This is a genomic window from Microbispora bryophytorum (assembly GCF_043197435.1).
GTDB classification, from domain to species: Bacteria; Actinomycetota; Actinomycetes; order Streptosporangiales; family Streptosporangiaceae; genus Microbispora; species Microbispora bryophytorum.
The window spans coordinates 273015-296440 of record NZ_JBICTF010000006.1 but is presented as its reverse complement, the minus strand read 5'-3'; the positions used below and the strand labels follow the sequence as shown (position 1 = coordinate 296440).

Below are 23426 nucleotides of genomic sequence, written 5' to 3'. Positions count from 1 at the left end.
GCGATGCATCCTCATCTGGCCCGGCTGAGCACCGCGCTGACGGCGGTGGACCCGGAGACGCCCAAGATCCACGCCTGGGGCTACAAGCTCGCGGCCGTGCTGAGCGGCGGCGGACGGCTGCTCGCCTGCGGCAACGGCGGTTCCGCCGCCGAGGCGCAGCACCTGACCGCGGAGCTGGTCGGGCGCTACCGCGTCGACCGGCGGCCGTACGCCGCGATCCCGCTGCACGCCGACACCTCGTCGCTGACCGCCATCGGCAACGACTTCGGCATCGCCGAGCTGTACGCGCGGCAGGTGCGGGCGCACGGCCGCCCCGGCGACGTGCTGATGTGCCTGTCGACCAGCGGGACGAGCCGCAACGTGACCGAGGCGGCCGAGGCCGGCCGCGAGTGCGGCCTGACGACCTGGGCGCTGACCGGCCCCGGGCCGAACCCACTCGCCGAGCTGTGCGACGAGGCCCTGACCGTGCCCGCGGACGACACCGCGACCATCCAGGAGGTGCATCTCACGGTGATCCACATGCTCTGTGACGTGATCGAGAAGGCTCTCGCGTGAGCGGACCACTTGTCATCGTCGGAGACTCCCTGCTCGACGTCGACGTCGAGGGCACCGCCGACCGGCTGGCCCCCGACGCCCCTGTCCCCGTCGTGGATGGGCGGGCGGAGCACCGCCGTCCTGGCGGCGCGGGGCTCGCGGCGCTGCTGGCCGCCCGCGACGGCACGCGGGTGGTGCTGATCACCGCCCTGGGCGACGACCCCTCCGGCCGCTGCCTGGAGGGTCTGCTGTCGCCCTACGTCGAGATCGTGCGGCTGCCGCTGCGCGGCACGACCGTGCGCAAGACGCGGGTCCGCGCCCGCGGGCAGACGCTGGTGAGGATCGACACCGGCGACGGGCGGGCGATGGGGCGGCCCGGCCAGGTGGCCTCCGCCTCCGCGTTCGCCCGCGCGGCCGACGCCCTCGGCGCGGCGAGCGCGGTCCTGGTCGCCGACTACGGGCGCGGCGTGGCCGACCTGCTGCGCGAGCCGCTGCGCGGCCTCGACGTGCCGCTGGTCTGGGACCCCCATCCCCGGGGTTCGCTGCCCGTGCCGGGATGCGCGCTGGTCACGCCCAGCGAGGCCGAGGCGCGCGGCATGTGCGAGGAGCCGTACGTCTCACCGGAGCGCACCGCCCGCAGGCTGGTGCGCGACCTCGACGCCGAGGCCGTCGCGATCACCCTGGGGGAGCGCGGCGCGATGCTGGCCCGCCGCGGCGGCAGGTTCGGACCGGTCCCCGTCCCGCACGTCGCGTCCGGCCCGGACGCCTGCGGCGCGGGCGACCGCTTCGCGGCGGCGGCGGCGCTCGCACTGGCGGACGGCGCGTCCACGGAGGACGCCGTCGCCCGCGCGGTCGGCGAGGCCACCAGGTTCGTGGCGGAGGGCGGGGCCGCCGCGCTGCGCCTGCACCATTCTCGACAGCACCATCCCGACCGGCACTGTCCCGCCGGCGAGTCGCCGGCGCCGTTCGCGCCCGGCGCGTCCGGCTTCGAGGTGGCCGCCGCCGTGCGCGCCGCAGGAGGCCGCCTGATCGCGACCGGCGGATGTTTCGACCTGCTGCACGCTGGGCATGTGAGCCTGCTGCGGCGGGCCCGGGCGTTAGGCGACGCCCTGGTGGTCTGTGTGAACTCCGACGACTCGATCCGGCGGCTCAAGGGGCCGGGCAGGCCGCTGGTGAGCGAGCGCGACCGGGTCGAGGTGCTGCGCGCGCTCGGCTGCGTGGACGCGGTGACGGTCTTCGGCGAGGACACGCCGTCGTGGGTCATCGAGCGCCTGTGCCCCGACGTGTGGGTGAAGGGCGGCGACTACGACGAGCGGTCGATGCCGGAGGCCGAGGCCGTGCGCCGGGCCGGCGGGGAGGTCGTCATCCTGCCGACCGTGCCGGGCTACTCCACCACCGGCCTGATCGCCGCCGCCCGAGCCGCTTCGTGACATCGGCCGCCTATCGAAGGGATCGACCTCAATGGTGGGAAACGTATTGATCACCGGTGGCGCGTCCGGCCTGGGCCGGGCCACCGCCACGGCGGTCGCCAAGGCGGGCGGACGTCCGCTGGTCGTGGACGTGAACGAGCCGGACGGCGGGTTCGACCACGTCCGGGCCGACCTGGCCGACCGTGAGCAGGCCGAGCGGGCCGTGCGCGAGCTCGCCGACCGGGCGGGCGGGCTCGACGGCGTCGTGACGGCGGCGGGCATAGACGCCTGCGGACGGCTGGAGGACGTGGCCGCCGAGCAGTGGGAACGGGTGATCGGGGTCAACCTGCTCGGGACCGCCGCGGTGGTCCGGGCGGCCCTGCCGCATCTGCGCGAGTCGGGAGGCAGGGTCGTCACCGTCGCCTCCACGCTCGGGGTGCGCGCGCTCGGCGACGCGACGGCCTACTGCGCCTCGAAGTTCGGCGTCGTGGGCTTCACCCGGGCCCTGGCGGCCGAGCTGGCCGGGCAGGTGGGAGTGACCCTGCTGATCCCCGGCGGCATGCGGACGAACTTCTTCGACGACCGCCCCGACCAGTACAAGCCCGGCCCCGACGCCCGGCTGAACCAGCCGGAGGACGTCGCCTCGGCGATCCTGTTCGCGCTCGGCCAGCCGCGGGACTGCGAGGTCAGGGAGCTCGTCGTGTGCGCCTCCACGGAGACGTCATGGCCCTAGAAGATCCGCGAAGACCGGTCCTGCTCGCCCTGCGCGGGCTCGGGCTCGGCGACCTGCTGACCTCGGTGCCCGCGCTGCGGGCGCTGCGGCGGGCGCACCCGGAGCACCATTTGGTGCTGGCCGCCCCTGCTTACCTGGGCGGGCTGCTGCCGCTGATCGGCGGCGTCGACGAGCTGCTCGACGTGTCCGGGCCGGGGCCCGTGCCGTACGAGTCGCCGGACGTCGCGGTCAACCTGCACGGCAGCGGCCCGGAGAGCATCCAGGCGCTGCGCCGCACCCGGCCGGGCCGCATGCTCACGCACGCCCACCACCTGGTGCCGGGCCCGGACGGGCCGCCCTGGGAGCCGGAGACGCACGAGAGGCGGCGGTGGTGCGCCCTGCTGGAGTGGTACGGCGTCCCGGCCGACCCGGAGGACCTCGCGCTGCGCGACCCGGGGCCGAGCCCGCTCGCCGGCGGCGAGGTGATCATCCACCCGGGGGCGGCGTTCCGGGCACGGCAGTGGCCGCCGGACCGCTTCGCCCAGGTGGCCGCGGAACTGGCCGGCCAGGGCCACCGGGTCGTCGTCACCGGCGGCATGACCGAGATCGCGCTGGCCCGGCACGTCGCCGTGCTCGCCGGTCTGCCGGAGGAGTCCGTGCTGGCCGGCCGTACGAACCTGCCCGAGCTCGCCGCGTTGACGGCGCACGCGGCGCTCGTCGTCTGCGGCGACACGGGCATGTCGCATCTGGCCATCGCCGTCGGCACGCCCTCGGTCATCCTTTACGGCCCGGTGCCGCCCGCCCTGTGGGGGCCGCCGCCGGGCCGCCCGCACATCGCGTTGTGGGCCGGGCGCAGGGGCGACCCGCACGGCGACCGGCCGTCGGAGGGGCTGCTCGAGATCGGGGTGCCCGAGGTGCTCGACGCCGTCGGAAGGTTGCGAAGGGTGGGAGTGCGGTGAAGGGATCCCGTGTCGTGGTCACCGGGGGAGCCGGGTTCCTCGGCTCCTACCTGTGCGAACGGTTGGTGGAGCGTGGTGCGGCGGTCGTCTGCCTGGACAACTTCCTGACCGGGTCGCCGCGCAACGTCGAGCATCTGATCGGGCGGCCGGCCTTCCGGCTGGTGGAGTGCGACCTCACCGGGTTCGTCCACGTTCCGGGCCAGGTCGACCTGGTGCTGCACTTCGCCTCGGCCGCGTCTCCCGCCGACTACCTGCGCCATCCGATCGAGACGCTGAAGGTCGGCAGCATGGGGACGCTGCACGCCCTCGGGCTGGCCGCCGAGAAGGGCGCGCGGTTCGTCCTCGCCTCCACCAGCGAGGTGTACGGCGACCCGCTGGAACACCCGCAGAAGGAGACGTACTGGGGCAACGTCAACCCGGTCGGGCCGCGCAGCGTGTACGACGAGGCCAAGCGGTTCGCCGAGTCGCTGTCCACGGCCTACCGCGACTCGCGGGGCGCCGACACCGCGATCGTGCGGATCTTCAACACGTACGGCCCGCGGATGCGGCCCCACGACGGCCGGGCGATCCCCACGTTCATCCGTCAGGCGCTGCTGGGCGAGCCGATCACCGTGACCGGCGACGGCAGCCAGACGCGGTCGATCTGCTACGTCGACGACACGATCGACGGCGTGCTCGCGCTGGCCGAGAGCGACTTCGCCGGGCCGGTGAACATCGGCAACCCGGCGGAGATGTCGATGACCGAGCTGGCGGAGACGATCCGCGATCTGGCGGGCTCGTCCTCCCCGATCCGGTTCGTCCAGCGGCCGGTGGACGACCCCGCCGTCCGCCGTCCCGACACCTCGCTCGCGCAGGAGCGGCTCGGCTGGCGTCCGCGCGTCGATCCCGTCACCGGCCTGCGCCGCACGATCGACTGGTTCGACAAGGAGCTGAACTCGTCCTGTTCGGCCGCCTCCTGATGCGTCCGCCGCGGACGGGCCACCGGCTCCTTTCCGCATACTTGGCCGCCCGGCTCGGGTAGTGCATCCGGCCAGGGGTAACGCGCACGTATGAGTTTCGCGGAGTATCAGGACGAGCTGTACGCCCAGGGACAGACCGGCCATCAGCCGCCTTATCCGATGACCTTCGCGGAGCTGGAAGAGCGGGCGTCGGCCGCGATGCCGCCGAAGGTCTGGGGATACGTGGCCGGCGGCGCCGGCGACGAGCACACCCAGCGGGCCAACTGCGAGGCGTTCACGCACTGGGGCCTGTATCCGCGCATGCTGGTCGCTCCCGCCGAGCGCGACATGTCGATCGAGTTGTTCGGGACGCGGCTGCCCTCGCCGGTGTTCATGGCGCCCATCGGAGTGATCGGGGTGTGCGCCCAGGACGGCCACGGCGACCTCGCGTGCGCGCGAGCCTCCGCGCGTACGCACGTTCCGTTCTTCGCGGCGACCCTCTCCGCGGATCCGATGGAGGACGTGGCCGCGGCGCTCGGCGACACGCCCGGCTTCTTCCAGCTCTACACGCCGCCCGATCGGGACCTGGCCGCGAGCCTGGTGCACCGCGCCGAGGCGGTGGGCTTCACGGGCATCGCCGTCACCCTGGACACCTGGGTCACCGGCTGGCGGCCCCGGGACCTGCGCGCATCGAGCTATCCGCAGGTGCCCAGCGGATGCCTGAGCAACTACACCAGCGACCCCGTGTTCCGGCGGGGACTGCGACCCGGCGAGGACACCACCGAGGCGTTCGTGCGCAGATTCCCGATCTTCGGCGGACCGTTCAGGTGGGACGACCTGGACTGGCTGCGGTCGCAGACCAGACTGCCGCTGATGCTCAAAGGCATCTGCCACCCCGAGGACGTCCGTCGCGCCAAGGACCACGGCGTGGACGCCGTCTACTGTTCCAACCACGGGGGACGGCAGGCCAACGGAGGACTGCCCGCCCTGGAGTGCCTGCCCGGCGTGGTCGAGGCCGCCGACGGGCTGCCGGTCCTGTTCGACTCGGGTGTGCGCAGCGGCGCCGACGTCGTCAAGGCGCTGGCGCTGGGCGCCACCGCCGTGGGGATCGGCCGCCCGTACGCGTACGCGCTGGCGGTCGGCGGCGTCGACGGTGTCGTGCACGTGCTGCGCTCGATACTGGCCGAAGCGGACCTCATCATGGCCGTCGACGGATACCCCACCCTCAAGGACCTCACGCCCGAGGCGCTGCGCCGCGTGGGAGGCCGTGTCACGGCGTCGTGAGGAGAGGTCGCTCGTCGAGCGGTATGAGCCGCAGCGCCGCCGCCGGCGACAGGCGCTCACCTCGGGTGTGTGCGCTGTCGAAGGGCCCGGCGCCGAGGACCCGTACGAGAGCGTGGCGCAGCTCCTGGTCGGGTGGTCGCCGGGGGCGCATGTGCGCGCCGGCCGCCTCGCGCACGCTGTGCGCCGTGCCGAGAAGCACGGCGGCGCTGCGGGGGAGCCGCTGCGCGGCGTACACGGCGGCCAGGGCCTCGATCGCCGACACGAGCACGAACGACTGGCCGGCGAGCGCGACGGCCTCGACACTGGCGCGCAACAGCTCTTCGGCCCGGGCCGGCTCCTGCCTCTCGTACGCCCGCTGACCGAGCATGTGCAGCGCCCGGCCCGTGCAGCGGCGGTCACCGAGCCGGCGAAGGGTGGGCAGACACTCGGTCATGAGCTCGGCGGCCCGGTCGTGATCGCCCCGCAGCCACGCCAACTGCGCGAAACCGACCACCGCGTGGGCGATGTCCGCCTCGCTGCCCGCGGCCTCGGCCAGGGCGTGGCTCTCGCCGAGCCACTCCTGCACCTCGTCGTCGGCGACGCCGGCCGACATCGACCGTTGCGCCATGACGTACAAGGTGTTGGCCGCGCATATCTGATCGCCGGCCCTGCGGAAGAACGCCGCGCTTTCTCGTCCCCACTGGAGCGCCCGGCTCAGGTCGGCCGTGGCGATCGCGAGGTCCTGCATCGTCAGCGCGCTGTCCCACGGATGCTCGTCGCCGAACCCGGCGAGCGCCTCCTGCAACGCCGGGGCGACCAGCTCCGGCCGGATCCAGGTGGCGCTCGTCCCGACCGCGCGTGCCGCCCTGGCACGGGTAAGACCGTCGAGGCCGGCTGCCAGGCTCGCCGCCTTACGGGCCAGGTCGAACGCGGCGCGAGCGTCCCGGGAGTCGAGGATCAGGCAGGCCTCGGTGAGCCCGGCGACGACGGCGGGCGTGGCGGGCGGGTCGGCGACGGCCAGCGCCTGCTTAACCCACTTGTGGGCCTCGCGGCGCCGTCCCGTGACGTCCCAGAACCGCTGCAGCGCGGCGATCATCCGCCATGCGGACTCGACGTCGCCGGTGCCGATGGCGTGTGCCAGCGCGGCGTGCAGATTCGGCTGCTCGGCGGTCATGCGGTCGAGCCAGGCGCGCTGCTCCGAGGTGCGTAATCGCTCGGCCGCCTGCTCGGCGAAGGCGAGGTAGTGGGCGGCGTGACGGCCCCTCGCGGCCGGTTCACGACCCGAGCCGGCCAGCCGCTGGGCGGCGTACGCCCGGATCGACTCGAGCAGCCGGTAGCGCCCGGTGCCGCGCCCTGAAGTGGCGACGAGCGACTTGTCCACCAGCCTGGGCAGCAGCGTGATCACGGCTTCGCCGCCGAGATCCTCGCCCCCGCATGCCGACTCGATGGCCGCCAGGTCGAAGTCGGCGGGGAACACACCGAGCCGCTCGAACAAGGCTCGTTCGCCGTCGTCCAGCAGCCGGTAGCTCCAGTCGATGGTGCTGCGCAGGGCGCGGTGCCGCGGCGGGGCCGTACGGGCTCCGGCGGACAGCAGCTCGAAACGCCGGTCGAGGTGCTCCACGAGCTCGACCGGCCCGAAGGTGCGCAGCCGCGACGCGGCCAGTTCGATGGCCAGCGGCAGCCCGTCGAGGCGCCGGCACAGCGCCGCGACGGCCGGGGCGACGGCGTCGGTGAGGGCGAAGCCGGGTGACGCGGCCGTCGCCCGGTCGACGAACAGGCGTACGGCGTCGTAGGGCGCGATGCTCTCGGCCCGCTCGGACGCGTCTGTGGCGGGCAGGGGCAGCGCCCGCACCTGGTAGGCGACCTCGCCGGGGATGCCGAGCGGTTCGCGGCTGGTGGCGAGCACCCGCAGCGTGCCGCCGGCGCCGAGCAGGTCGGCGACGATCTCGGCGGCCTCCGCGACGACGTGTTCGCAGTTGTCCGCGAGCAGCAGGCAACCGGAAACCGCGGCGACCTCCCGCATGATGTCGCGTAGCGGCCATCCCGGCTCCGGCACGACGCCCAGCGCCCGGGCGAAGGTGTCGCCGACGGACTCCGGCTCCACCGGAGCGAGATCGGCCATCCGGACGCCTCCCGGGAACCGGTCGGCGCGGGCCGTGGCCCCTGCGGATTCGGCCCCTGCGGATTCGGCCCCTGCGGATTCGGCCCCTGCGGATTCGGCTACGTGGAGCGCGAGCCGGGTCTTGCCCACACCCCCCGGACCGACGAGTGTGACGAGACGATGGGAGCCGAGCAGCGCGAGGAGTTCGCTCGTCTCCTCCGCCCGGCCGACGAGGCTGGTCAGGGGCGCGGGCAGCGCGGAGCCGGTCCGTGCGGAACGTCGCAGTCGCGCACCCGTCTCGGCCAGCGCCGCCCGATCCGGGGCGTCGAGCTTGCGCAGTAGGGCGGCGATGTGGCTCTCCACGGTGCGCACCGAGACGTGCAGCCGTTCGGCGATCTCGCGATTGCGCAGCCGTTCCGCGACCGCCCGGAGAACCTCGGCCTCGCGTACGGTGACCCCGGCGCGAGCCAGCCGGTCGGGCAGGCCGCCCTCGTGGTGCCTCATCCCCGCATTGTCCTTCGGCACGGGCGCCCGGCGATACGAAGGAGGCGACACCGAGACCGCGTCCGTACGAAAATCCGTGCGTCGCACGGATGAGCCGGGGCCGGCGAACGGCGACGCTTGCCTCGCAAGCGAGCGACGACCCGTGAAGAGAGACCATGGACAGAATCGGTTTTCTCGGCGTGCCCGACGTCAGCGCGGAGGCCCGGCAGATCTTCGACGAGGACGTCGCCGAGGTCGGTTACGTGATGAGCGTCTCACGCCTGTGGGCCTATCAACCGGCGACGGTGACCGGGCTGTTCGCCCTGCTGCGGCAGGTGAACACCGGGGACCGTCTTAGCCCGCGTCAGCGTTCCGTACTCGTCACCGCCTGCGCGTCGGCGTTCGGCGATTCCTACTGCTCACTCGTGTGGGGAGGCAGGCTGGCCGAGGCGAGCGACGCGCGGACCGCCGCAGGGGTGCTCAGGGGCGTCGACGACGGCCTGAGCGACAGCGAGCGGGCCATGGCGGCGTGGGCCCGGAAGGTGGCGCGCGACCCCAACGGCACCACCGCGGCGGATGTGCAGGAGCTGCGTGACGCCGGATTCGACGATGCGCAGATCTTCACGATCACCGTGTTCGTGGCGCTCCGCGTGGCGTTCTCGACGGTCAACGACGCGCTCGGTCTGCGCCCCGACGCGCCTCTTCGCTCCACCGTGCCGGGCGCCGTCCGCGACGCGGTCACGTTCGGCCGCCCGATCGACGACGCCGCAGACGAGGCGTAGCCGCGTGCGCGGCGGTCAGGCGTCGGTGCCGGACAGGATCCCGCGAATGGTCTCGCGGACCGCCGGCCAGTCGTCGCCCAGGGCCAGACCGGCGTGATGGTAGGCGTCGAACACCATCGGAATGTCGACGTCCGTCAGGGCGGCGCCTTTCGGTCCGCGTGCGGCGATCTGCAGGGCGATCGCCGCCTGCATCCGCTGCCACGCCGGGTCCTGCTCGAACGACGGGTCGTCCGTGTCGTCCATGTCGTCATCGTCGTCATCGTCGTCTGTGAAAACTTCCTGGGCCAGCGGCGCCACGAGCTGCTCACGCAGTTCCACGACCCGCTGCGCCCCGGCGCGCCGCCCCGACGCGAGGTCGACCAGGACGTCTCGTACGACGGGGAACTCGCCCAGGCGGAACCGGGTGGCGAGCAGCCCTGCCAGGTGTGTGAGAGCGGTGAACTGCCGCGACTCCGGCGCGGCCCGCACCGCGTCCCTCAGTTTCACCTCCGGGTCGTTCCGGTATGCGGCGAGTTCCTCGGGTGAGGGCGGCTCCGTCGCCAGGGGCCACTGAAAGGTGAGGTAGGGATGCGCTCCGGACAGCCACTCGGCGGTGAGGCGCACCCCCGTCACCAGCTCGACCACGGTCATCGCGGCGGCCTGCCAGTCGTCCTCGTCCCCGGCGAGCAGGTCGGTCATGGCACGCAACTCGGGTTCGAGCACCGCGACGTCGTCGCCGGTCCACTCGTCCCAGAACATCGCGTCGAGGTTGACCAGCACTGCGCCGTCGGCCGCGTAGCTGAGCCTGTTGTCGCCCTCCACGTTCCAGTAGACGCCGCACACCCGGCCGTCACGGCTGAGCCGCCGCAGCGCCTCGGGCAGGCTGCCCAGGAATCCGTTGTTCTCGAACAGCACCACGGCCGGGCCCGCGGGCGCCACCGACATCGGGTGGACCCCGTCGTAGTAGGGGAGCGCCTCCAGCGGGGCGGCCTCGTGCACCTCGTGCGGGGTTCCGCCGCTCACCCGGGCTCCCAGGTCGGCGGCGGAGAACGGCCGGGGCTCGTGCGGGACGACGACCGTCCAGCAGACGGCCGTCTCCAGCCACGGCTCTTTCCGCAGCAGCTCCCGGTAGTGGGAGAACACCTCGGCGAAGGCTGAGCGGCCATCGGTCATGGCGGACACTCCGGAGCGCGCGGGGACATTTCGGAGTGATCTTTGCAGAAGGCACCGGGGCGCGTCTCACGAAGTGCGAGCGCGCAGGGCGGCGACGAACCAGGTGAGGGCCGGGGCCAGCGGGTCCGGGGACGGCCAGCCGTTGACCACCGCGAGCAGCCGGAGGTATGACTCCCTGCGCGGGTCGTTCGCGGTCTCCAGCAGGGTGAGCAGCCGGTGTCGAAGGGCGGCGTCGTCCGGGTGGCCGACGAGGTCGGCGTACCGCGCGGTGACGGCGGCGACGATCGCGCCGCCCTGGGGCGAGGCGCTGTCGACGCCCGCCGCGAGTGCGGGGGTGACGTGGTCGCGGACCATCGCCACCGCGCCCGGGCGCGGGACGTCTCCCCGCACGTGGTCTGTCAGGTGCTGCTCGGCGACGCGCCGCATGAGCGCCCCGAACTCCGGGTCGGCGGCCAGCTCGGCCAGCTCGATCCACGCCTCGACCTGCCCGTCCTCGGGGTCGTCGGGCAGCTCGGGGGTCATCGTGCGCCTGATCCCCGTCAGGTCGGCGTCCAGGCCGCCGAAGGCGGCGTCGAGGAAGCCGTCGATCAGGCGGTGTCGCTCGCCGTCGGAAAGCCTGGCCAGTCTGTGCATGAGATCCATCTCCTCAGGGGTGGAGCCGCGCCGTGCCACCGCCGTCGCCACCGCGCGCCGCAGGCGCAGCACCCGGATCTGCGTCGCCAGCGCCTCGGCGTGCGCCGCCGCGACCTGCGCCAGGGACAGCTCCCGGTCGAGGACCTTGCGGATCGTGGGCAGGTCGATCCCCAGGTCGCGCAGTGTGCGTACGAGCTCCAGCCGGGCGGCGGCGTCGATGTCGTAGAGGCGGTGGCCGGCCGGGCTGCGGCCGGTGGGCGGCACGATCCCGCAGTCGGAGTAGAACCGGATGGCCTTGACCGTCAGTCCGGTCCGCCGGGCCAGCTCACCGATCGAGTAGAGCGTGTCGCCGTCCATGCCCCCACCCTCGCGCCTCCCCCTACTGGAGACGCAACCCGGCCGCGCGGAGGGCGCGGTCGACGACGGCGGCCAGATTCCCGCCGTGGGCGCCGTGCCAGTAGATCCGGCCGCAGGCGAGGCAGTGGGCGAACTCGTCGTAGCTGCGCCGGGTCCCGGGTTCCAGCGCGTCCGCCACCTCGGCCTTGCCGACCGGGGCGAGCCGCCCGTTGCAGGCCGTGCAGCGGGTCCACGGAGTCAGCGGCGGGCGGAAGCGGTCGAGCACGTCGAGGAACTGGTCGTCCGGCCGGGTGCCGCGCACGTACGCGCCGCACCGCAGCGACCGGCGGCGCAGGATGCCCCGGTCCTGGGTGAGCAGCACCCGGTCCTCGGCGCAGGCCTGCGCGATCAGGGCGTCGTCGTCCATGTCGTTGCGGTAGGCGGTGTCCAGGCCGACCAGGCGCAGCCGCCGCGCCAGCGTGCCGAGGTGGACGTCGAGGACGAACCGGCAGTCCGGCACGGCCTGCGGCCTGGGCACGGCCGGCACCTCCACCACCTCGTCCGGTCCCGGCCGATACGACCGCTCGACCGGGCGGCCTCCGGCGAGCGGCTCGCCGATCTCGGTCAGCGGAACGCCCGCCGACTCGATCAGGTGGCCGAGCGAGGACGTCCCGTCGTACGGCAGGCGCACCTCGGGCCGCCGGTCGCGCGGCGCGAGGAAGATCCACAGCTCGGGCGAGAAGCGTACGGACACCTCCATACCCCCAGCATGCTCCCCGCGTCGGCTCATCGGTCTCGCGCCGTCAACGCGTCCAGCGCGGTGGTGAGGAAGAGCCGCACGGCGGCCGTCTGCCGTTCGTCGAACCCGGACAACACCCCGACCGTCCTGTCGATGAGCGGGCCGAAGTAGCTCCAGCCCAGTTCCTTGGCGCGGTCCTCGACTCTCAGCAGGACCCGGCGCCGGTCCCTGACGTCGCGGGCCCGGCTGACCAGGCCGAGCCGTTCGAGCCGGTCGACGACCCCCGTGGTGCCCGCCGAGTTCAGGCCCAGCCCGGCGCCGAGGAAGCCGGCGGTGGCGTCGATCCCGGCCCGCTCCGCGTCCAGCAGGCAGATGAGCGCCCGCACGTCGGTGACGTGCATGCCGTGCTCGGCCGCGAATTCCGCCTGCCGCAGGCCGTACTCCACCGTGACCGCCCGCAGCAGGTGGAAGATCTCCATCTCCGGGCCCTCGTGGCCGCGCGTCATCATGAAACCTCCTATTATCTCGTTGAACGAGATTATCGCTCAGCGAGGCATTCTGGAGGCGGTCATGGAGAGCACTGACGACGGATTTCTCGCGGCCTACGACGCCGTCCTGGCGGCGCGCTGGCCCGCCTCGACCGAGGCGGCGGAGATCCGCACGCTCTACGGCACGACCCACGTCAACTCCGTCGGCCCCGCGGACGCGCCGCCGGTGGTCCTCCTCCACGGCGGCGGCACCACTTCGACCGTCTGGTCCGGCACGGCGAGGGCGCTGGGCACGGCCCACCGGGTGCACGCGGTCGACACCGCCGGCGAGGCGGGACGCAGCGTCGCCGGCGAGCGGGCGATCCGGACGCTGCGCGACCAGATGGCCTGGCTCGACGCCGTGCTCGACGGGCTCGGCGCCTCAGGAGTGTCCCCGGCAGTGTCTCTGTGCGGCCACTCCTACGGGGCGTGGAGCGCCCTGCACTACGCGGCGCACGCACCCGCAAGGGTGAGGGCGCTGGTCCTGGTCGACCCGACGAACTGCTTCACCGGCTTCTCCCGCCGCTACCTGCTGCGCGCCCTGCCGATGCTGCTGCGCCCGACCGTACGGCGACGCCGCGCGTTCCTCGAATGGGAGACCCGGGGCGCGGCGCTGGACGAGACGTGGCTGCGCCTCTACGACCACGCCGCCGCCTTCCCCGCCGCCCGGCCCCTGACCGGTCCGCGTCCCGGCCCGGAGGCGCTGCGGGCGCTGCGGCTCCCGGTGCTGCTCCTGCTGGCCGAGCGCAGCAGGGCGCACGACATCGGCCGGGTGGCCGCCTCCGCCGCGGCGCTGCTGCCCCGCGTGGAGACGGCCGTGCTGCCCGGGGCCACCCATCACACCCTTCCCCTGGCGGCGCCGGCCGAGATGGACGCGCGCATCGGGGAGTTCCTCGCCGCGCACGGGCGAGGCGACTGACTCAGGGGCGGAACCAGTGCTGGGGGCGGGGATCGGTGTTCTGCCAGATGTGCTTGATCTCGCGGTATTCGTTCAGGCCGGTCGGGCCGAGCTCGCGGCCGACGCCGGACTGCTTGAACCCGCCCCACTCCGCCTGCGGCACGTACGGGTGGTAGTCGTTGATCCACACGGTGCCGTGCCGCAGCCGGCCGGCCACCCGCTGCGCCCTGCCCGCGTCCGTCGTCCACACGGCCCCGGCGAGGCCGTAGTCGGTGTCGTTGCCCAGGGCGACGGCCTCGTCCTCGCCCGAGAACCGCTCCACGGTCAGCACCGGCCCGAAGGACTCCTCCCGGACCACCCGCATGTCGCGGTGGCAGCCGTCCAGCACCGTCGGCGGGAAGAAGTGGCCCTTCCCCTCCAGGCGCCGCCCGCCGCAGCGCAGGTTCGCGCCCTCGGCGATCCCCGCCTCGACGTACGCCTCGACCTTGGCCAGGTGCCCGGCCGAGATCAGCGGCCCGGTCTCGGCCTCGGGGTCGAACGGCCCGCCCAGCCTGATCCGCTCGGCCCGGCGCACCACCGCGTCCACGAACCTCTCGTGGATCGAGTCCTCCACCAGCAGCCGGGCGCCGGCCGAGCAGACCTGTCCCGAGTGCAGGAACACCGCGGTCACGGCGAAGTCGACCGCGGCGTCGAAGTCCGCGTCGGCGAACACGATGTTGGGGTTCTTGCCGCCCAGCTCCAGGGCGACGCGCTTGACCGTCTGCGCGGCGGAGGCCATGATCCGCCGCCCGGTCGCCAGACCGCCGGTGAACGACACCATGTCCACCGCGGGGTGCTCGGCCAGCGGCGCGCCCGCCTCCGCGCCGGCCCCGAGCACCAGGTTGCCCACCCCCGGCGGCAGGCCCGCCTCCTCCAGCAGCCGCATCAGCAGGATCGCGGTGGACGGGGTCAGCTCGCTCGGCTTGAGCACGAAGGTGTTGCCCGCCGCCAGCGCGGGCGCCACCTTCCAGGAGGTCTGCAGCAGCGGGTAGTTCCACGGCGTGATCAGGCCGCAGACCCCGACCGGCTCGTAGACCACGCGGCTGATCGCGTCGGCGCGGCCGGTGTCGACCGCCCGCCCGGCGTCGGTGCCCGCGATCCCGCCGAAGTAGCGGAAACTCGCGATCACGTCATCGACGTCGTATTCGCTTTCCACCAGGCGTTTGCCGGTGTCCAGCGACTCCGCCCGCGCGATCTCGGCCTTGTCGCGCCGCAGCAGATCGGCCACCCGCAGCAGCAACGCCCCGCGCTCCCGCTCCGGCGTGCGCGGCCACGGGCCCTCGTCGAACGCCTGCCGGGCCGCCGCGATCGCGGCCTCCGTGTCGGCGCGGCCGGCCTCCGCGACGGTGGCCACGTGCTGTCCGTCGGCCGGGCAGTGGATCTCGCGCCGCCCGCCCTCGGCCGCGTCGCGCCACTGCCCGCCGATGTACAGGTCCTTCATGTCAGGCGTCCTTCCTGTGCCGGTAGAACTCCACCGGCTCGGGGGCCAGGGGAGTGTTACCGAGGATCAGGTCGGCCGCCTTCTCCGCGACCATCATCACCGGCGCGTAGATGTTGCCGTTCGTGACGTACGGCATGACCGAGGCGTCCACGACCCGCAGGCCCTCCAGACCGTGCACCCCCATGGTCAGCGGGTCGACCACGGACATCTCGTCGACGCCCATCTTCGCCGTGCAGGAGGGGTGCAGGGCGGTCTCGCCGTCCTTCGCCACCCAGTCGAGGATCTGTTCGTCGGTCTCGACCTCCGGGCCGGGGGACAGTTCGCCGCCGTTGAACCCGTTCATGGCGGACTGGTTGAGGATGTCGCGGGCCACCCGTACGGCCTCGACCCACTCGCGGCGGTCCTGGTCGGTGGACAGGTAGTTGAACCGCAGCGCGGGCTTCACGCGGGGGTCGGAGCTCTTGATCTTCACCGTGCCGCGGGCGTCGGAGTACATCGGCCCGATGTGCACCTGGTAGCCGTGCCCGCCGGCCGGCGCGCTGCCGTCGTATCGCACGGCGACGGGCAGGAAGTGGAACATCAGGTTGGGGTAGTCGACGTCGTCGTTGCCGCGGACGAAGCCGCCGGCCTCGAAGTGGTTGGTCGCGCCGGGCCCCCTGCGCAGGAACAGCCACTGGGCGCCGACCATCGGCCGGTTGCGCCACTTCATCGCGGGCTGCATCGAGACCGGCTGCTTGCAGGCGTACTGGATGTAGACCTCCAGGTGGTCCTGGAGGTTCTCGCCGACGCCGGGCAGGTCGTGGACCACGTCGACGCCGTGCGCCTTCAGATGGTCGGCGTCGCCCACGCCGGACAGCTGCAGGAGCTGCGGGGAGTTGATCGCGCCGCCGCACAGGACGACCTCGCCGGCCCGCACCCGCTTGCCGTCGAACTCGACGCCGACCGCGCGCGTGCCCTCGAACAGGATCTTCGTGACGAACGCCCCGGTCTTGACCGTGAGGTTCGGGCGGTTCATCACCGGGTGGAGATAGGCCCGGGCGGCCGACAGGCGGCGCCCGCGGCGCAGGTTGCGGTCGAACGGCGCGAAGCCCTCCTGGCGGTAGCCGTTCACGTCGTCGGTCAGCGGGTAGCCCGCCTGCTGCACGGCCTCGAAAAAGGCCGTGAACAGCGGATTCCTGGCCGGGCCGCGCTCCAGCACCAGCGGCCCGTCGTGCCCGCGCATCGGATCCGACGCGTCGGCGGCCAGGCAGTTCTCCATGCGCTTGAAGTACGGCAGGCAGTGGGCGAAGTCCCAGGTCTCCATGCCCGGGTCGGCGCCCCAGCGCTCGTAGTCCATGGGGTTGCCGCGCTGGAAGATCATGCCGTTGATGCTGCTCGACCCGCCGAGCACCTTCCCCCGGGCGTGGTAGATGCGCCGGCCGTTCATGTGCGGCTCGGGCTCGGACTCGTACTTCCAGTCGTAGAACCGGCTGCCGATGGGGAACATCAGCGCGGCCGGCATGTGGATGAACACGTCCCACAGGTAGTCGGGACGGCCCGCCTCCAGCACGAGTACGCGGTTCGAGGGGTCGGCCGACAGCCGGTTCGCGAGAGCGCTCCCCGCTGATCCACCACCGACGATGACAAAGTCATACATGTCCGCCTCCCGGGCAGGATGATATTGATATGCGCAATAGAGTGCAGCATTCGCAACGTCACGCGCCGGGCCCCGATCTCGCGGAAGCCGGTGAGGCCGCCGTACGGCCCGAGGGGAGCGGCGGCGTCCAGTCGGTGGACCGGGCCGTGACGATTCTGGAAATCCTCTCCCAGCGCGGTGAGGCCGGTGTGAGCGAGGTCGCCGCGGAGATCGGCGTCCACAAGTCCACCGCGTTCCGGCTCCTCGGCGCCCTGGAGGCACGCGGCCTGGCGGAGCAGGCCGAGGACCGCGGCAAGTATCGCCTCGGTTTCGGCGTCGTCCGGCTCGCCGCCGGGGTGGCCGCGCGCCTCGACCTCGTCCAGCAGAGCCGCCCGGTGTGCCGGCGGCTCGCCGAGGAGATCGGCGAGACCGTCAACATCGCCGTCGCGCGGTCCCACTACGCCATCAACCTCGACCAGGTGCGCGGCCAGGCGGCCGTGACCGCGTACAACTGGGTCGGCCAGCCCACCCCGCTGCACGCCACGTCGAGTGGCAAGGTCCTGCTCGCCCACCTCGACGAGCGGCGCCGCGAACGGCTCATCGCCGCCGCCGGGCTGGAGCGCTTCACCCCCGCCACGGTGACCGACGCCGCCGTACTGCGCCGGCAGCTCGACGAGGCGCTGCGGCGGGGCTACGCGGTCACCGCGGAGGAGTACGAGATCGGGCTGAACGCCATCGCCGCGCCCATCCGCTCCCACGAGGGCGAGGTGGTGGCGGCCGTCAGCGCCTCCGGCCCGGCCTACCGGTTCAGCGAGGAGCGCATGCGCGAGCTCGCGCCCGTGCTCGTCGCGGGCGCCGCCGACATCAGCCACCGTCTCGGCCACGCGGGATGACGCGGGTCGCGGGCGCGACGGCGCTCATCGCGCCCCGGCGGGCTCGTTCACACGCCGCCGCCACCGGGTGAACGAGCGCGGCTGGTCGACGCCGAGCACCGCGACCGTGCGGCCCTCCCGCCGGTAGACGGCCAGGAAGCGGCGGGACACGAGGTCGCCCTCCTCGACGCTCACCTCGTCTCCCGGCAGCGTGTGCCCGGCGAACTGCACGCGCATGCCGTACTGGTCGGACCACAGGTAGGGCGGTGCGAGGGCGTCCGGAACGGCGGCGCCGCCGGACAGCAGCGTCCGCGCGGCGGTCGCGGGACGCCGCGCCGCGCCGGTCCAGTGCTCCACGCGCAGGTGGGCGCCGAGAGCGGGGTCGAACCAGGCGGCGCAGTCGCCGACCGCGACGACTCCCGGCACGCTCGTCGCGCCGCCGGTGTCGCAGACGACGCCGTCGCCGACCGTCACGCCGCTGCCGTCGAGCCAGTCCACCGCCGGCCGCGCGCCGATGCCGACGAGCACCACGTCGGCGTCCAGGCGGCGCCCGTCCTCCAGCAGCACGCCGTCGACGCGACCCTCGCCCGTCAGGGTCTGTACGGCGGCGCCGCAGATCAGGCGCACCCCGTGCGCCTCGTGCAGTCCGGCGAGCGCGGTGCCCATCTCGGGCCCGAGCGCGCGGGCGAACGGCGCGGGCGCCGCCTCGACGATCGTCACGTCGAGCCCGAGCGTGCGGGCGACGCAGGCGACCTCGGCGCCGACGAAGCCCGCCCCGATCACCACGAGGCGCCGGGCGGCGCCGAGATCGGCCCGCAGGGCCGCCGCGTCCTCGATCGTGCGCAGCGTGTGCACCCCGGCGAGGTCGCCCCCGAGGGTGCGGGCGACCGCGCCGGTGGCGATCACCACGCCGTCGGCCTCGACCGCGGAGCCGTCGGCGAGTGCGATCCGCAGCGACCGGCCCTGCTCCAGCCCGGTCGCGGCGACGCCCAGGCGCCACTCGGCGGCGAGGTCCTCGCCGTCGCCCTCCAGGGCGAGGTCCGCCGTCGTCATCTGGCCGGCGAGGAACTCCTTGGACAGCGGGGGCCGGTCGTAGGGGCGGTGCGGCTCGGCCCCGACGATCGTCAGGCGCCCGCCGAAGCCCTGGGCGCGCAGCGCGCGGGCCGTCGACAGCCCGGCGAGCGACGCGCCGACGATGGCGACGGATTTCACGGCACCCTCACGGTGGCTCAGGCCGAACCGGTGCGGACGCCGGGCGGCAGGTTCGGCGGCAGGTCCGAGGGCACGACGTAGACGGTCTCGTCCCGGACCACCACCTGGTGGGTGCGCACCGGAAGCTTCGCGGGAGGAGCGTCCACCCGGCCCGTGCGCAGGTCGAAGCGCGACGCGTGCAGGGGGCACTCCACCTCGCACCCTTCCAGCCACCCGTCCGCCAGCGACGCGTCCTGGTGCGTACAGGTGTCGTCCACCGCGTACAGTTCACCGTCCTCGGTGTGAAAGACGGCGATCGGGGGATCTGTCTCGATTCGGAGAGCCTCGCCCCTGGGCAGGGCGGCGATGGGGCACGCAGGAATCATGCGGAGGTTTCCGGTTTCGTAAGGTGGAACAGGAAGCGCTATACGCAACAGATTGAGCGGAGATCGCGCCAAAGTCAAGTGGCGACACATCGCCCGCGGGGTGATAAGCGCGACCCTGGTCCCGGCGCAGGTGAGACGCCTGTTCACCGCTCCTGCCGACCGCGCGAACCGGAAAGGCCGGAAAGGCGTACGGCCCCGCCGCCGGTCGCCGGAGGGGCGACGGGCGGCGGGGCCGTACGCGGTGCGGGTGAGGGGTCAGACGGCCGCGGTCGTGCGGCCGCGCACCTGCAGGACGGTGAGCAGGCCGACGACGACGGTGACCGCGCCGGTGATCCAGGCGGTCCACGCCGAGGCGGCGTCGCCGTCGAAGCCGAACGCCCAGGGGGAGACGAACAGCAGTGCGCCGAACGCCGCGGTCACCCAGGAGCCGGCGCCGCCCGCGCCCAGGATGGACCACAGGGCGGAGACGACGAGCAGAGCGCCGAGGATGAGCAGCGGCTGCGCGGCGGCCTGGGCGTCGGCCCAGAAGAACGGCGCGAGCACCGCGACCAGCCCGGCGACGAGGGCGACGATGTCGGACAACGATCTCGTGAGATCCATCCGTGCCTCCGTACGGGGGGAGAGGTGACCTGTTGACCCGACGGTCTGCCTGATTGACCGCCCGGTCAACATTCCGCTAAGTCAGGATTTCCTAACCCTGTGTCACCTCGTGCCGAACGGGGCGGGTTCGGCGGGCGAACGCGGTCGCACCGAAGTGGGAAGGACGGCGAGGAGGGCGAGGGCGCCCCGGGAACGGTCTCATCACAGACGTCCGCACCGTGGGCCGGACTCGCCCACGGTGCGGACGTCCACAGGCGGCGGTTGTCACCCGCCTCCGGTTCAGGACTGGTTGAACAGGGACAGGGTCAGGGTGGAGTGGTATTCACCGGCGGCGACGTCGGTGGAGGTGCGCAGGGCGAGGTCGGCGTTGACCTGGGAGGTGCCGATCTCGTCGGCGGAGTTGGCGGTGGAGACCAGCAGTTCCTGGCTCTCCAGACCGACCTCGGGGGCTCCGGTGCCGTCGCCGATGACACTGGAGACCGGCTCACCGGCCGCCACGGCGCCGGTGGAGGAGTCGCTGAGCAGGCGCGGCTTCCAGCCCAGGTACTCCGGGCCGATGGTCTTGGCAGGGTCGTCGGCCGCGACGAACTGGCTGGACTGGCCGACGACGGCCCAGAACTCCCCGGCGGGGATGTCTTCGGGCCGGCGGGTGTCGGTGACCGTGACGGTGGGCAGGGTGCCGACGAACTGGCGGGCGGTGGCGTCGGAGCCGTTCTCCTGCAGGGACACGCCGTCGTTGTCGGCGACGGTCATGGAGATCTGGCCGGGGGTGGTCGTGGGCTCGATCGTCACCGACACGTCGATGCCGCTGCCGCTGCCGGGGTCGTCGGCCAGCGCGGGGGTGGCCAGGCCGGCGAGGGCGAGGCCGAGCACCGACGCGGCGAGCACCTGCGTGGTCCTGGTGATTCTCATGTGGTCATCGCTCCATATATGGGGGGGCGGGGCCGGCCGGCTTGTCGGCCGGCCCCGGGTTGTGCTGAGTCGTGGTTGACGCTCCTGGGCGGTTCAGCGGCAGCCGGCCGCCGTGTACGGCGCGTCGTAGGACGAGGTGACCTGCTTGCCGTTGACCGTCGCGGTGCCGGTGACGGTCACCGTGCCCGCGTCGAGCTGCTCGGCCCGGGTGTTGAAGGACTGGTAGGCCTGCTTGCCCGGAGCCACGTCGGCCACCGTCTTGTTGCCGTACGGGGTCGTCAGCGTCACCGTGGCGGGTGCGTCCGATCCGTTGACGGCCGTCACAGCGACGTACGCCGAGGTGCCGATGCAGCGGGACGAGGCGGTCGCGGTCAGCGCGAGCGCCGGAGCCGTCTCGACCGTGACGGTCTCCGAGTTGTAGTTCTTGCCGTTGCCGTTCGGCTTGTAGTTCTTCTCGACGTTGCCCGCGAGGTCCATGGCGAACCAGTGCACCTCGGTGGTCTTGTCGATCGAGATCTTCGCGGCGCCCTCGCGCATGCCCGCGGAGGTCAGCTTGGGCGAGCTCAGGTTCGGCCGGCTGCCGTCGAGGGTGTAGTAGACGTTCGCCGGCTCGTCCACCGTGAAGGTGAACGTCGCCGAGGTGTCGGCCCTGTCGGTCACCACGAGCTTCGACTCGGGCTTCTGCTTGTCCTTCTGGTACATCTGGGCGACCTCAAGGATGCCGATCTGGCCGTTGGAGAACTCCATCGCCTCCTCGTGGCCCTCCTCGAACGGAGGCTGGAAGCCGACCGCGTTGTACCTCTTGGTCGCCGGGTCGTAGACGTCGGCGCCGACCTCGAAGTCCCAGCCGATGATGCCCTTGTTGTACCAGAACTCGTCGGCGCTGTTGCCGGCCGCCGAGTAGAGCACGTCGATCACCGGGCCGGTGCGCCCCGGCCAGATCGCCGTGCCGCGCCAGCCCTGGACGGCGGACAGGATGTGGGTGGAGGCGTTCCAGAAGTACTCCTCCGTGCCCAGATCGGGGCGCGGCAGCGTCTCCCGACCGGCGGTCTTGTACGCCCCCGGAGGCCACATGAAGTAGCCGCCGTAGGAGTGGGTGTTCATCGCGAACTTGATGTTCGGGAACTTCTCCGTGAGCCACACCTCGTTGCGCGTCTCCGGCTCCGACAGCTCCGCCGGCCCGGAGAAGGTCTCGCCGGTGCAGGTGGTCGAGCCGCCGTTGAATCCGTCGAAGACGCTGCCCACCGAGAAGTTGCGGTTGAGGTCGACGCCCCAGGAGTTGCGGCGCGCCGGGTCCGACCCGTCGGCGGCGCAGTAGTTGACCATGTTCTTGCGCTGCATGTTGTAGTCGTACATCGAGTAGTGGGCGCCGTCGGGGTTGATCGTCGGCACGATGAAGATGTCGAGGTTGTTCACCAGTTTCCTGGTGTCCGCGTCGAGCGCGTAGTTGCGCAGCAGCCGCTCGGCGGTCTCCACACAGGTGAGCGGGGTCACCCACTCACGGGCGTGCTCCTGGCAGTAGAGGAACACCCCGGTCTTCGAGCCGTCCCGGCTCTTGCCGATGCGCAGCGCCTTCATCTGGAACGGCTGACGCGAGATGCTCGCCGGCGCCTTCAGGTTGTCGGTCAGCTTCGTCGCCGGAGCCGCGGTCACCACACCGGAGCCGTTGCCGGTCCGGTAGAGGTCGGCGGTCAGCAGCGTCGACGCCGCCGAGTCGCCGTTGACGGCGCCCACGACCTGGGCGGCCGTGCTGCTGACCGCGCCGGAGGCGTCCGTGGCCAGGTTGACCACGACGTCCTTGCCGTTGACGGCGACGGAAAGCGGGGCCGAGGCGGTCCCGGGGTTCACCAGCGCGACGCTGACGTCGTTGCCGCCCTCGCTGCCGTACGCCTTCGACGTCACGTAGAACGTGCTCGCCAGCGCGCTTCCCGAGCCCGCGCCGAACTGCGCCTGCGCCTGGCGGCGGTAGCCGTTCGTCTTGTACGGGAGGTCGACGACCTCCGAGATCTCCGGGAACTGCTTGGACAGCCACACGATCCGGTTGGTGACCTCGGTGGGGTCCATGTAGTGGTCGACGAAGTCCTGCACGTAGTGCTTGCTCGGCGCCTTGCGCGGCTCGCCCAGCCACTTGGTCACCGGCACGGTGATCGAGCCGCCCCGGCTGCTGGTGATCGTGACCTGGGCGGGGGCCTCCGTGATCGGCAGCGGCGAGTTGAACCGGTGGTACATGTACTGCCCCGCGTCGGTGAAGCGGGACATCGTCGTCGAGCCGCCGGAGTCGGGGGCCGTGCCGGGGCCGCTGTCCCAGGTGGCGGTGAGCACCGTCTGGGCGTCGGTGGCGCTCGTTTTCACCTCCACCGACAGGAAACGCTGGTTGTCGAGGCTGGTGAACCACTCGGCGCGCAGCGGGGTCAGCGTGTCGGTCTCCGCCGCGTCGGCCGACGCGGCGGCGAGGGCCTGCCGGCGTTCGGTGAGGTTCGCGGCGTAGTCGCTCTGGTCGGAGATGGCGTCGCGGACGTCGAAGCCCCGGTCGCGCAGATTCCGCGCCTCTTCGGGACTGAGCACGGCGTGCACTTCGATGCCGCCGTCGACCGGCTTGCTGTATTCGGCCAGGTCGACGCCCAGGGCGATCAGCCTGTCCACGGCCGACTGGTCGGCGACGACGACGCGCATCAGCGCGACGCCGTTCTGCGCGGTGCTGGACGCGCGGTCGGGCGGGACCGGAGCGGGAGAGGGATCGGCGAACGCCGGGAGGGCGTTCAGGGCGATCGCCAGGGGGAGTGCCAGCGCGGCGGCGTAGCGCCGCGCTCGCCGGGGAGAGCTACTCATCGAGTTTCCTCCATCTGGCGTGCCTTCCGGGAAGGGGGGCCGGCCCGGAGTGATCACGCGAGTTCGAGGGAAGTC

21 protein-coding genes are annotated in these 23426 nt (G+C 72.7%); 9 read left to right on the top strand and 12 right to left on the bottom strand.

From position 1 onward, the window contains the following. The first annotated feature begins 3 nt into the window (after positions 1–3). The 6 genes from ACGFIB_RS22185 to ACGFIB_RS22160 all read left to right on the top strand — a co-directional run bounded on the left by ACGFIB_RS22185 (position 4) and on the right by ACGFIB_RS22160 (position 5836). Positions 4–555 carry a D-sedoheptulose-7-phosphate isomerase gene (locus ACGFIB_RS22185; protein WP_357264367.1) on the top strand — a complete coding sequence of 184 codons (552 nt, stop codon included), beginning with the start codon at positions 4–6 and terminating at the stop codon, positions 553–555. Next, the gene (locus tag ACGFIB_RS22180; protein WP_393374563.1) at positions 552–1964 is read left to right on the top strand and encodes a PfkB family carbohydrate kinase; all 1413 of its coding nucleotides are present in this window, start codon (positions 552–554) and stop codon (positions 1962–1964) included. The genes ACGFIB_RS22185 and ACGFIB_RS22180 overlap by 4 nt, the downstream gene beginning before the upstream one ends. Positions 1965–1995: 31 nt before the next feature. Further along, the gene (locus ACGFIB_RS22175; RefSeq protein ID WP_142573766.1) at positions 1996–2676 is read left to right on the top strand and encodes an SDR family oxidoreductase; all 681 of its coding nucleotides are present in this window, start codon (positions 1996–1998) and stop codon (positions 2674–2676) included. After that, a complete protein-coding gene (locus tag ACGFIB_RS22170) occupies positions 2667–3614 on the top strand; it encodes a glycosyltransferase family 9 protein (protein ID WP_357264370.1) in 948 nt (315 codons plus the stop codon). The genes ACGFIB_RS22175 and ACGFIB_RS22170 overlap by 10 nt, the downstream gene beginning before the upstream one ends. Continuing rightward, positions 3611–4573 (top strand): UDP-glucuronic acid decarboxylase family protein, encoded by a 963-nt coding sequence (locus tag ACGFIB_RS22165; protein ID WP_393374558.1) that lies wholly within the window; start codon positions 3611–3613, stop codon positions 4571–4573. The genes ACGFIB_RS22170 and ACGFIB_RS22165 overlap by 4 nt, the downstream gene beginning before the upstream one ends. 90 nt (positions 4574–4663) lie before the next feature. After that, positions 4664–5836 carry an alpha-hydroxy-acid oxidizing protein gene (locus ACGFIB_RS22160; protein WP_393374555.1) on the top strand — a complete coding sequence of 391 codons (1173 nt, stop codon included), beginning with the start codon at positions 4664–4666 and terminating at the stop codon, positions 5834–5836. Here the strand turns inward: ACGFIB_RS22160 and ACGFIB_RS22155 are convergent. Further along, positions 5823–8420 carry an ATP-binding protein gene (locus ACGFIB_RS22155; RefSeq protein WP_393374553.1) on the bottom strand — a complete coding sequence of 866 codons (2598 nt, stop codon included), beginning with the start codon at positions 8418–8420 and terminating at the stop codon, positions 5823–5825. The two genes, ACGFIB_RS22160 and ACGFIB_RS22155, sit on opposite strands and share 14 nt — an antisense overlap. Positions 8421–8575: 155 nt before the next feature. On the opposite strand from ACGFIB_RS22155, the gene ACGFIB_RS22150 reads away from it, so the two are divergent. Beyond that, positions 8576–9181, top strand: a complete 606-nt coding sequence (locus tag ACGFIB_RS22150; protein ID WP_393374550.1) for a carboxymuconolactone decarboxylase family protein — start codon at positions 8576–8578, stop codon at positions 9179–9181. A gap of 15 nt (positions 9182–9196) precedes the next feature. On the opposite strand, the gene ACGFIB_RS22145 is transcribed toward ACGFIB_RS22150, so the two are convergent. The 4 genes from ACGFIB_RS22145 to ACGFIB_RS22130 all read right to left on the bottom strand — a co-directional run bounded on the left by ACGFIB_RS22145 (position 9197) and on the right by ACGFIB_RS22130 (position 12550). Next, positions 9197–10333, bottom strand: coding sequence for a DUF6461 domain-containing protein (locus ACGFIB_RS22145; RefSeq protein ID WP_393374547.1), 1137 nt, complete (start codon positions 10331–10333; stop codon positions 9197–9199). A 66-nt stretch (positions 10334–10399) separates the two neighbouring features. After that, on the bottom strand, positions 10400–11323 hold the full coding sequence (locus ACGFIB_RS22140; protein WP_393374545.1) for a MerR family transcriptional regulator: 924 nt from the start codon (positions 11321–11323) through the stop codon (positions 10400–10402). Between the two features lie 22 nt (positions 11324–11345). Further along, positions 11346–12062, bottom strand: a complete 717-nt coding sequence (locus ACGFIB_RS22135) for a Mut7-C RNAse domain-containing protein (RefSeq protein WP_393374542.1) — start codon at positions 12060–12062, stop codon at positions 11346–11348. A gap of 26 nt (positions 12063–12088) precedes the next feature. Further along, positions 12089–12550: a MarR family transcriptional regulator gene (locus ACGFIB_RS22130; protein WP_208762365.1), complete on the bottom strand. Its 462-nt coding sequence runs from the start codon at positions 12548–12550 to the stop codon at positions 12089–12091. Positions 12551–12611: 61 nt separating this feature from the next. Here ACGFIB_RS22130 and ACGFIB_RS22125 point away from each other — a divergent pair, with 61 nt between their 5' ends. Next, a complete protein-coding gene (locus ACGFIB_RS22125) occupies positions 12612–13487 on the top strand; it encodes an alpha/beta fold hydrolase (RefSeq protein ID WP_393374540.1) in 876 nt (291 codons plus the stop codon). A 1-nt stretch (position 13488) separates the two neighbouring features. On the opposite strand, the gene ACGFIB_RS22120 is transcribed toward ACGFIB_RS22125, so the two are convergent. Together ACGFIB_RS22120 and betA are read right to left on the bottom strand one after the other, a co-directional pair. After that, complete coding sequence (locus ACGFIB_RS22120; protein WP_357249757.1) at positions 13489–14946, bottom strand: aldehyde dehydrogenase family protein; 1458 nt, start codon at positions 14944–14946, stop codon at positions 13489–13491. A gap of 1 nt (position 14947) precedes the next feature. Further along, on the bottom strand, positions 14948–16582 hold the full coding sequence (betA, locus tag ACGFIB_RS22115; protein WP_357249754.1) for a choline dehydrogenase: 1635 nt from the start codon (positions 16580–16582) through the stop codon (positions 14948–14950). 41 nt (positions 16583–16623) lie between these two features. Here betA and ACGFIB_RS22110 point away from each other — a divergent pair, with 41 nt between their 5' ends. Further along, positions 16624–17454 (top strand): IclR family transcriptional regulator, encoded by an 831-nt coding sequence (locus tag ACGFIB_RS22110; RefSeq protein ID WP_357168592.1) that lies wholly within the window; start codon positions 16624–16626, stop codon positions 17452–17454. 24 nt (positions 17455–17478) lie between these two features. Here the strand turns inward: ACGFIB_RS22110 and ACGFIB_RS22105 are convergent, their stop codons facing one another. From ACGFIB_RS22105 to ACGFIB_RS22085, 5 genes are all read right to left on the bottom strand, one after another. Further along, positions 17479–18645 carry an NAD(P)/FAD-dependent oxidoreductase gene (locus tag ACGFIB_RS22105; protein ID WP_393374535.1) on the bottom strand — a complete coding sequence of 389 codons (1167 nt, stop codon included), beginning with the start codon at positions 18643–18645 and terminating at the stop codon, positions 17479–17481. Positions 18646–18662: 17 nt separating this feature from the next. Then, complete coding sequence (locus ACGFIB_RS22100) at positions 18663–19010, bottom strand: bifunctional 3-phenylpropionate/cinnamic acid dioxygenase ferredoxin subunit (protein ID WP_142573744.1); 348 nt, start codon at positions 19008–19010, stop codon at positions 18663–18665. A 255-nt stretch (positions 19011–19265) separates the two neighbouring features. After that, the gene (locus tag ACGFIB_RS22095; RefSeq protein ID WP_357264400.1) at positions 19266–19610 is read right to left on the bottom strand and encodes an SPW repeat domain-containing protein; all 345 of its coding nucleotides are present in this window, start codon (positions 19608–19610) and stop codon (positions 19266–19268) included. A gap of 279 nt (positions 19611–19889) precedes the next feature. Further along, positions 19890–20522, bottom strand: a complete 633-nt coding sequence (locus ACGFIB_RS22090) for a hypothetical protein (RefSeq protein WP_393374531.1) — start codon at positions 20520–20522, stop codon at positions 19890–19892. A gap of 93 nt (positions 20523–20615) precedes the next feature. Further along, positions 20616–23351, bottom strand: coding sequence for a M14 family metallopeptidase (locus ACGFIB_RS22085; RefSeq protein ID WP_393374528.1), 2736 nt, complete (start codon positions 23349–23351; stop codon positions 20616–20618). Between the last annotated feature and the right edge of the window lie 75 nt (positions 23352–23426).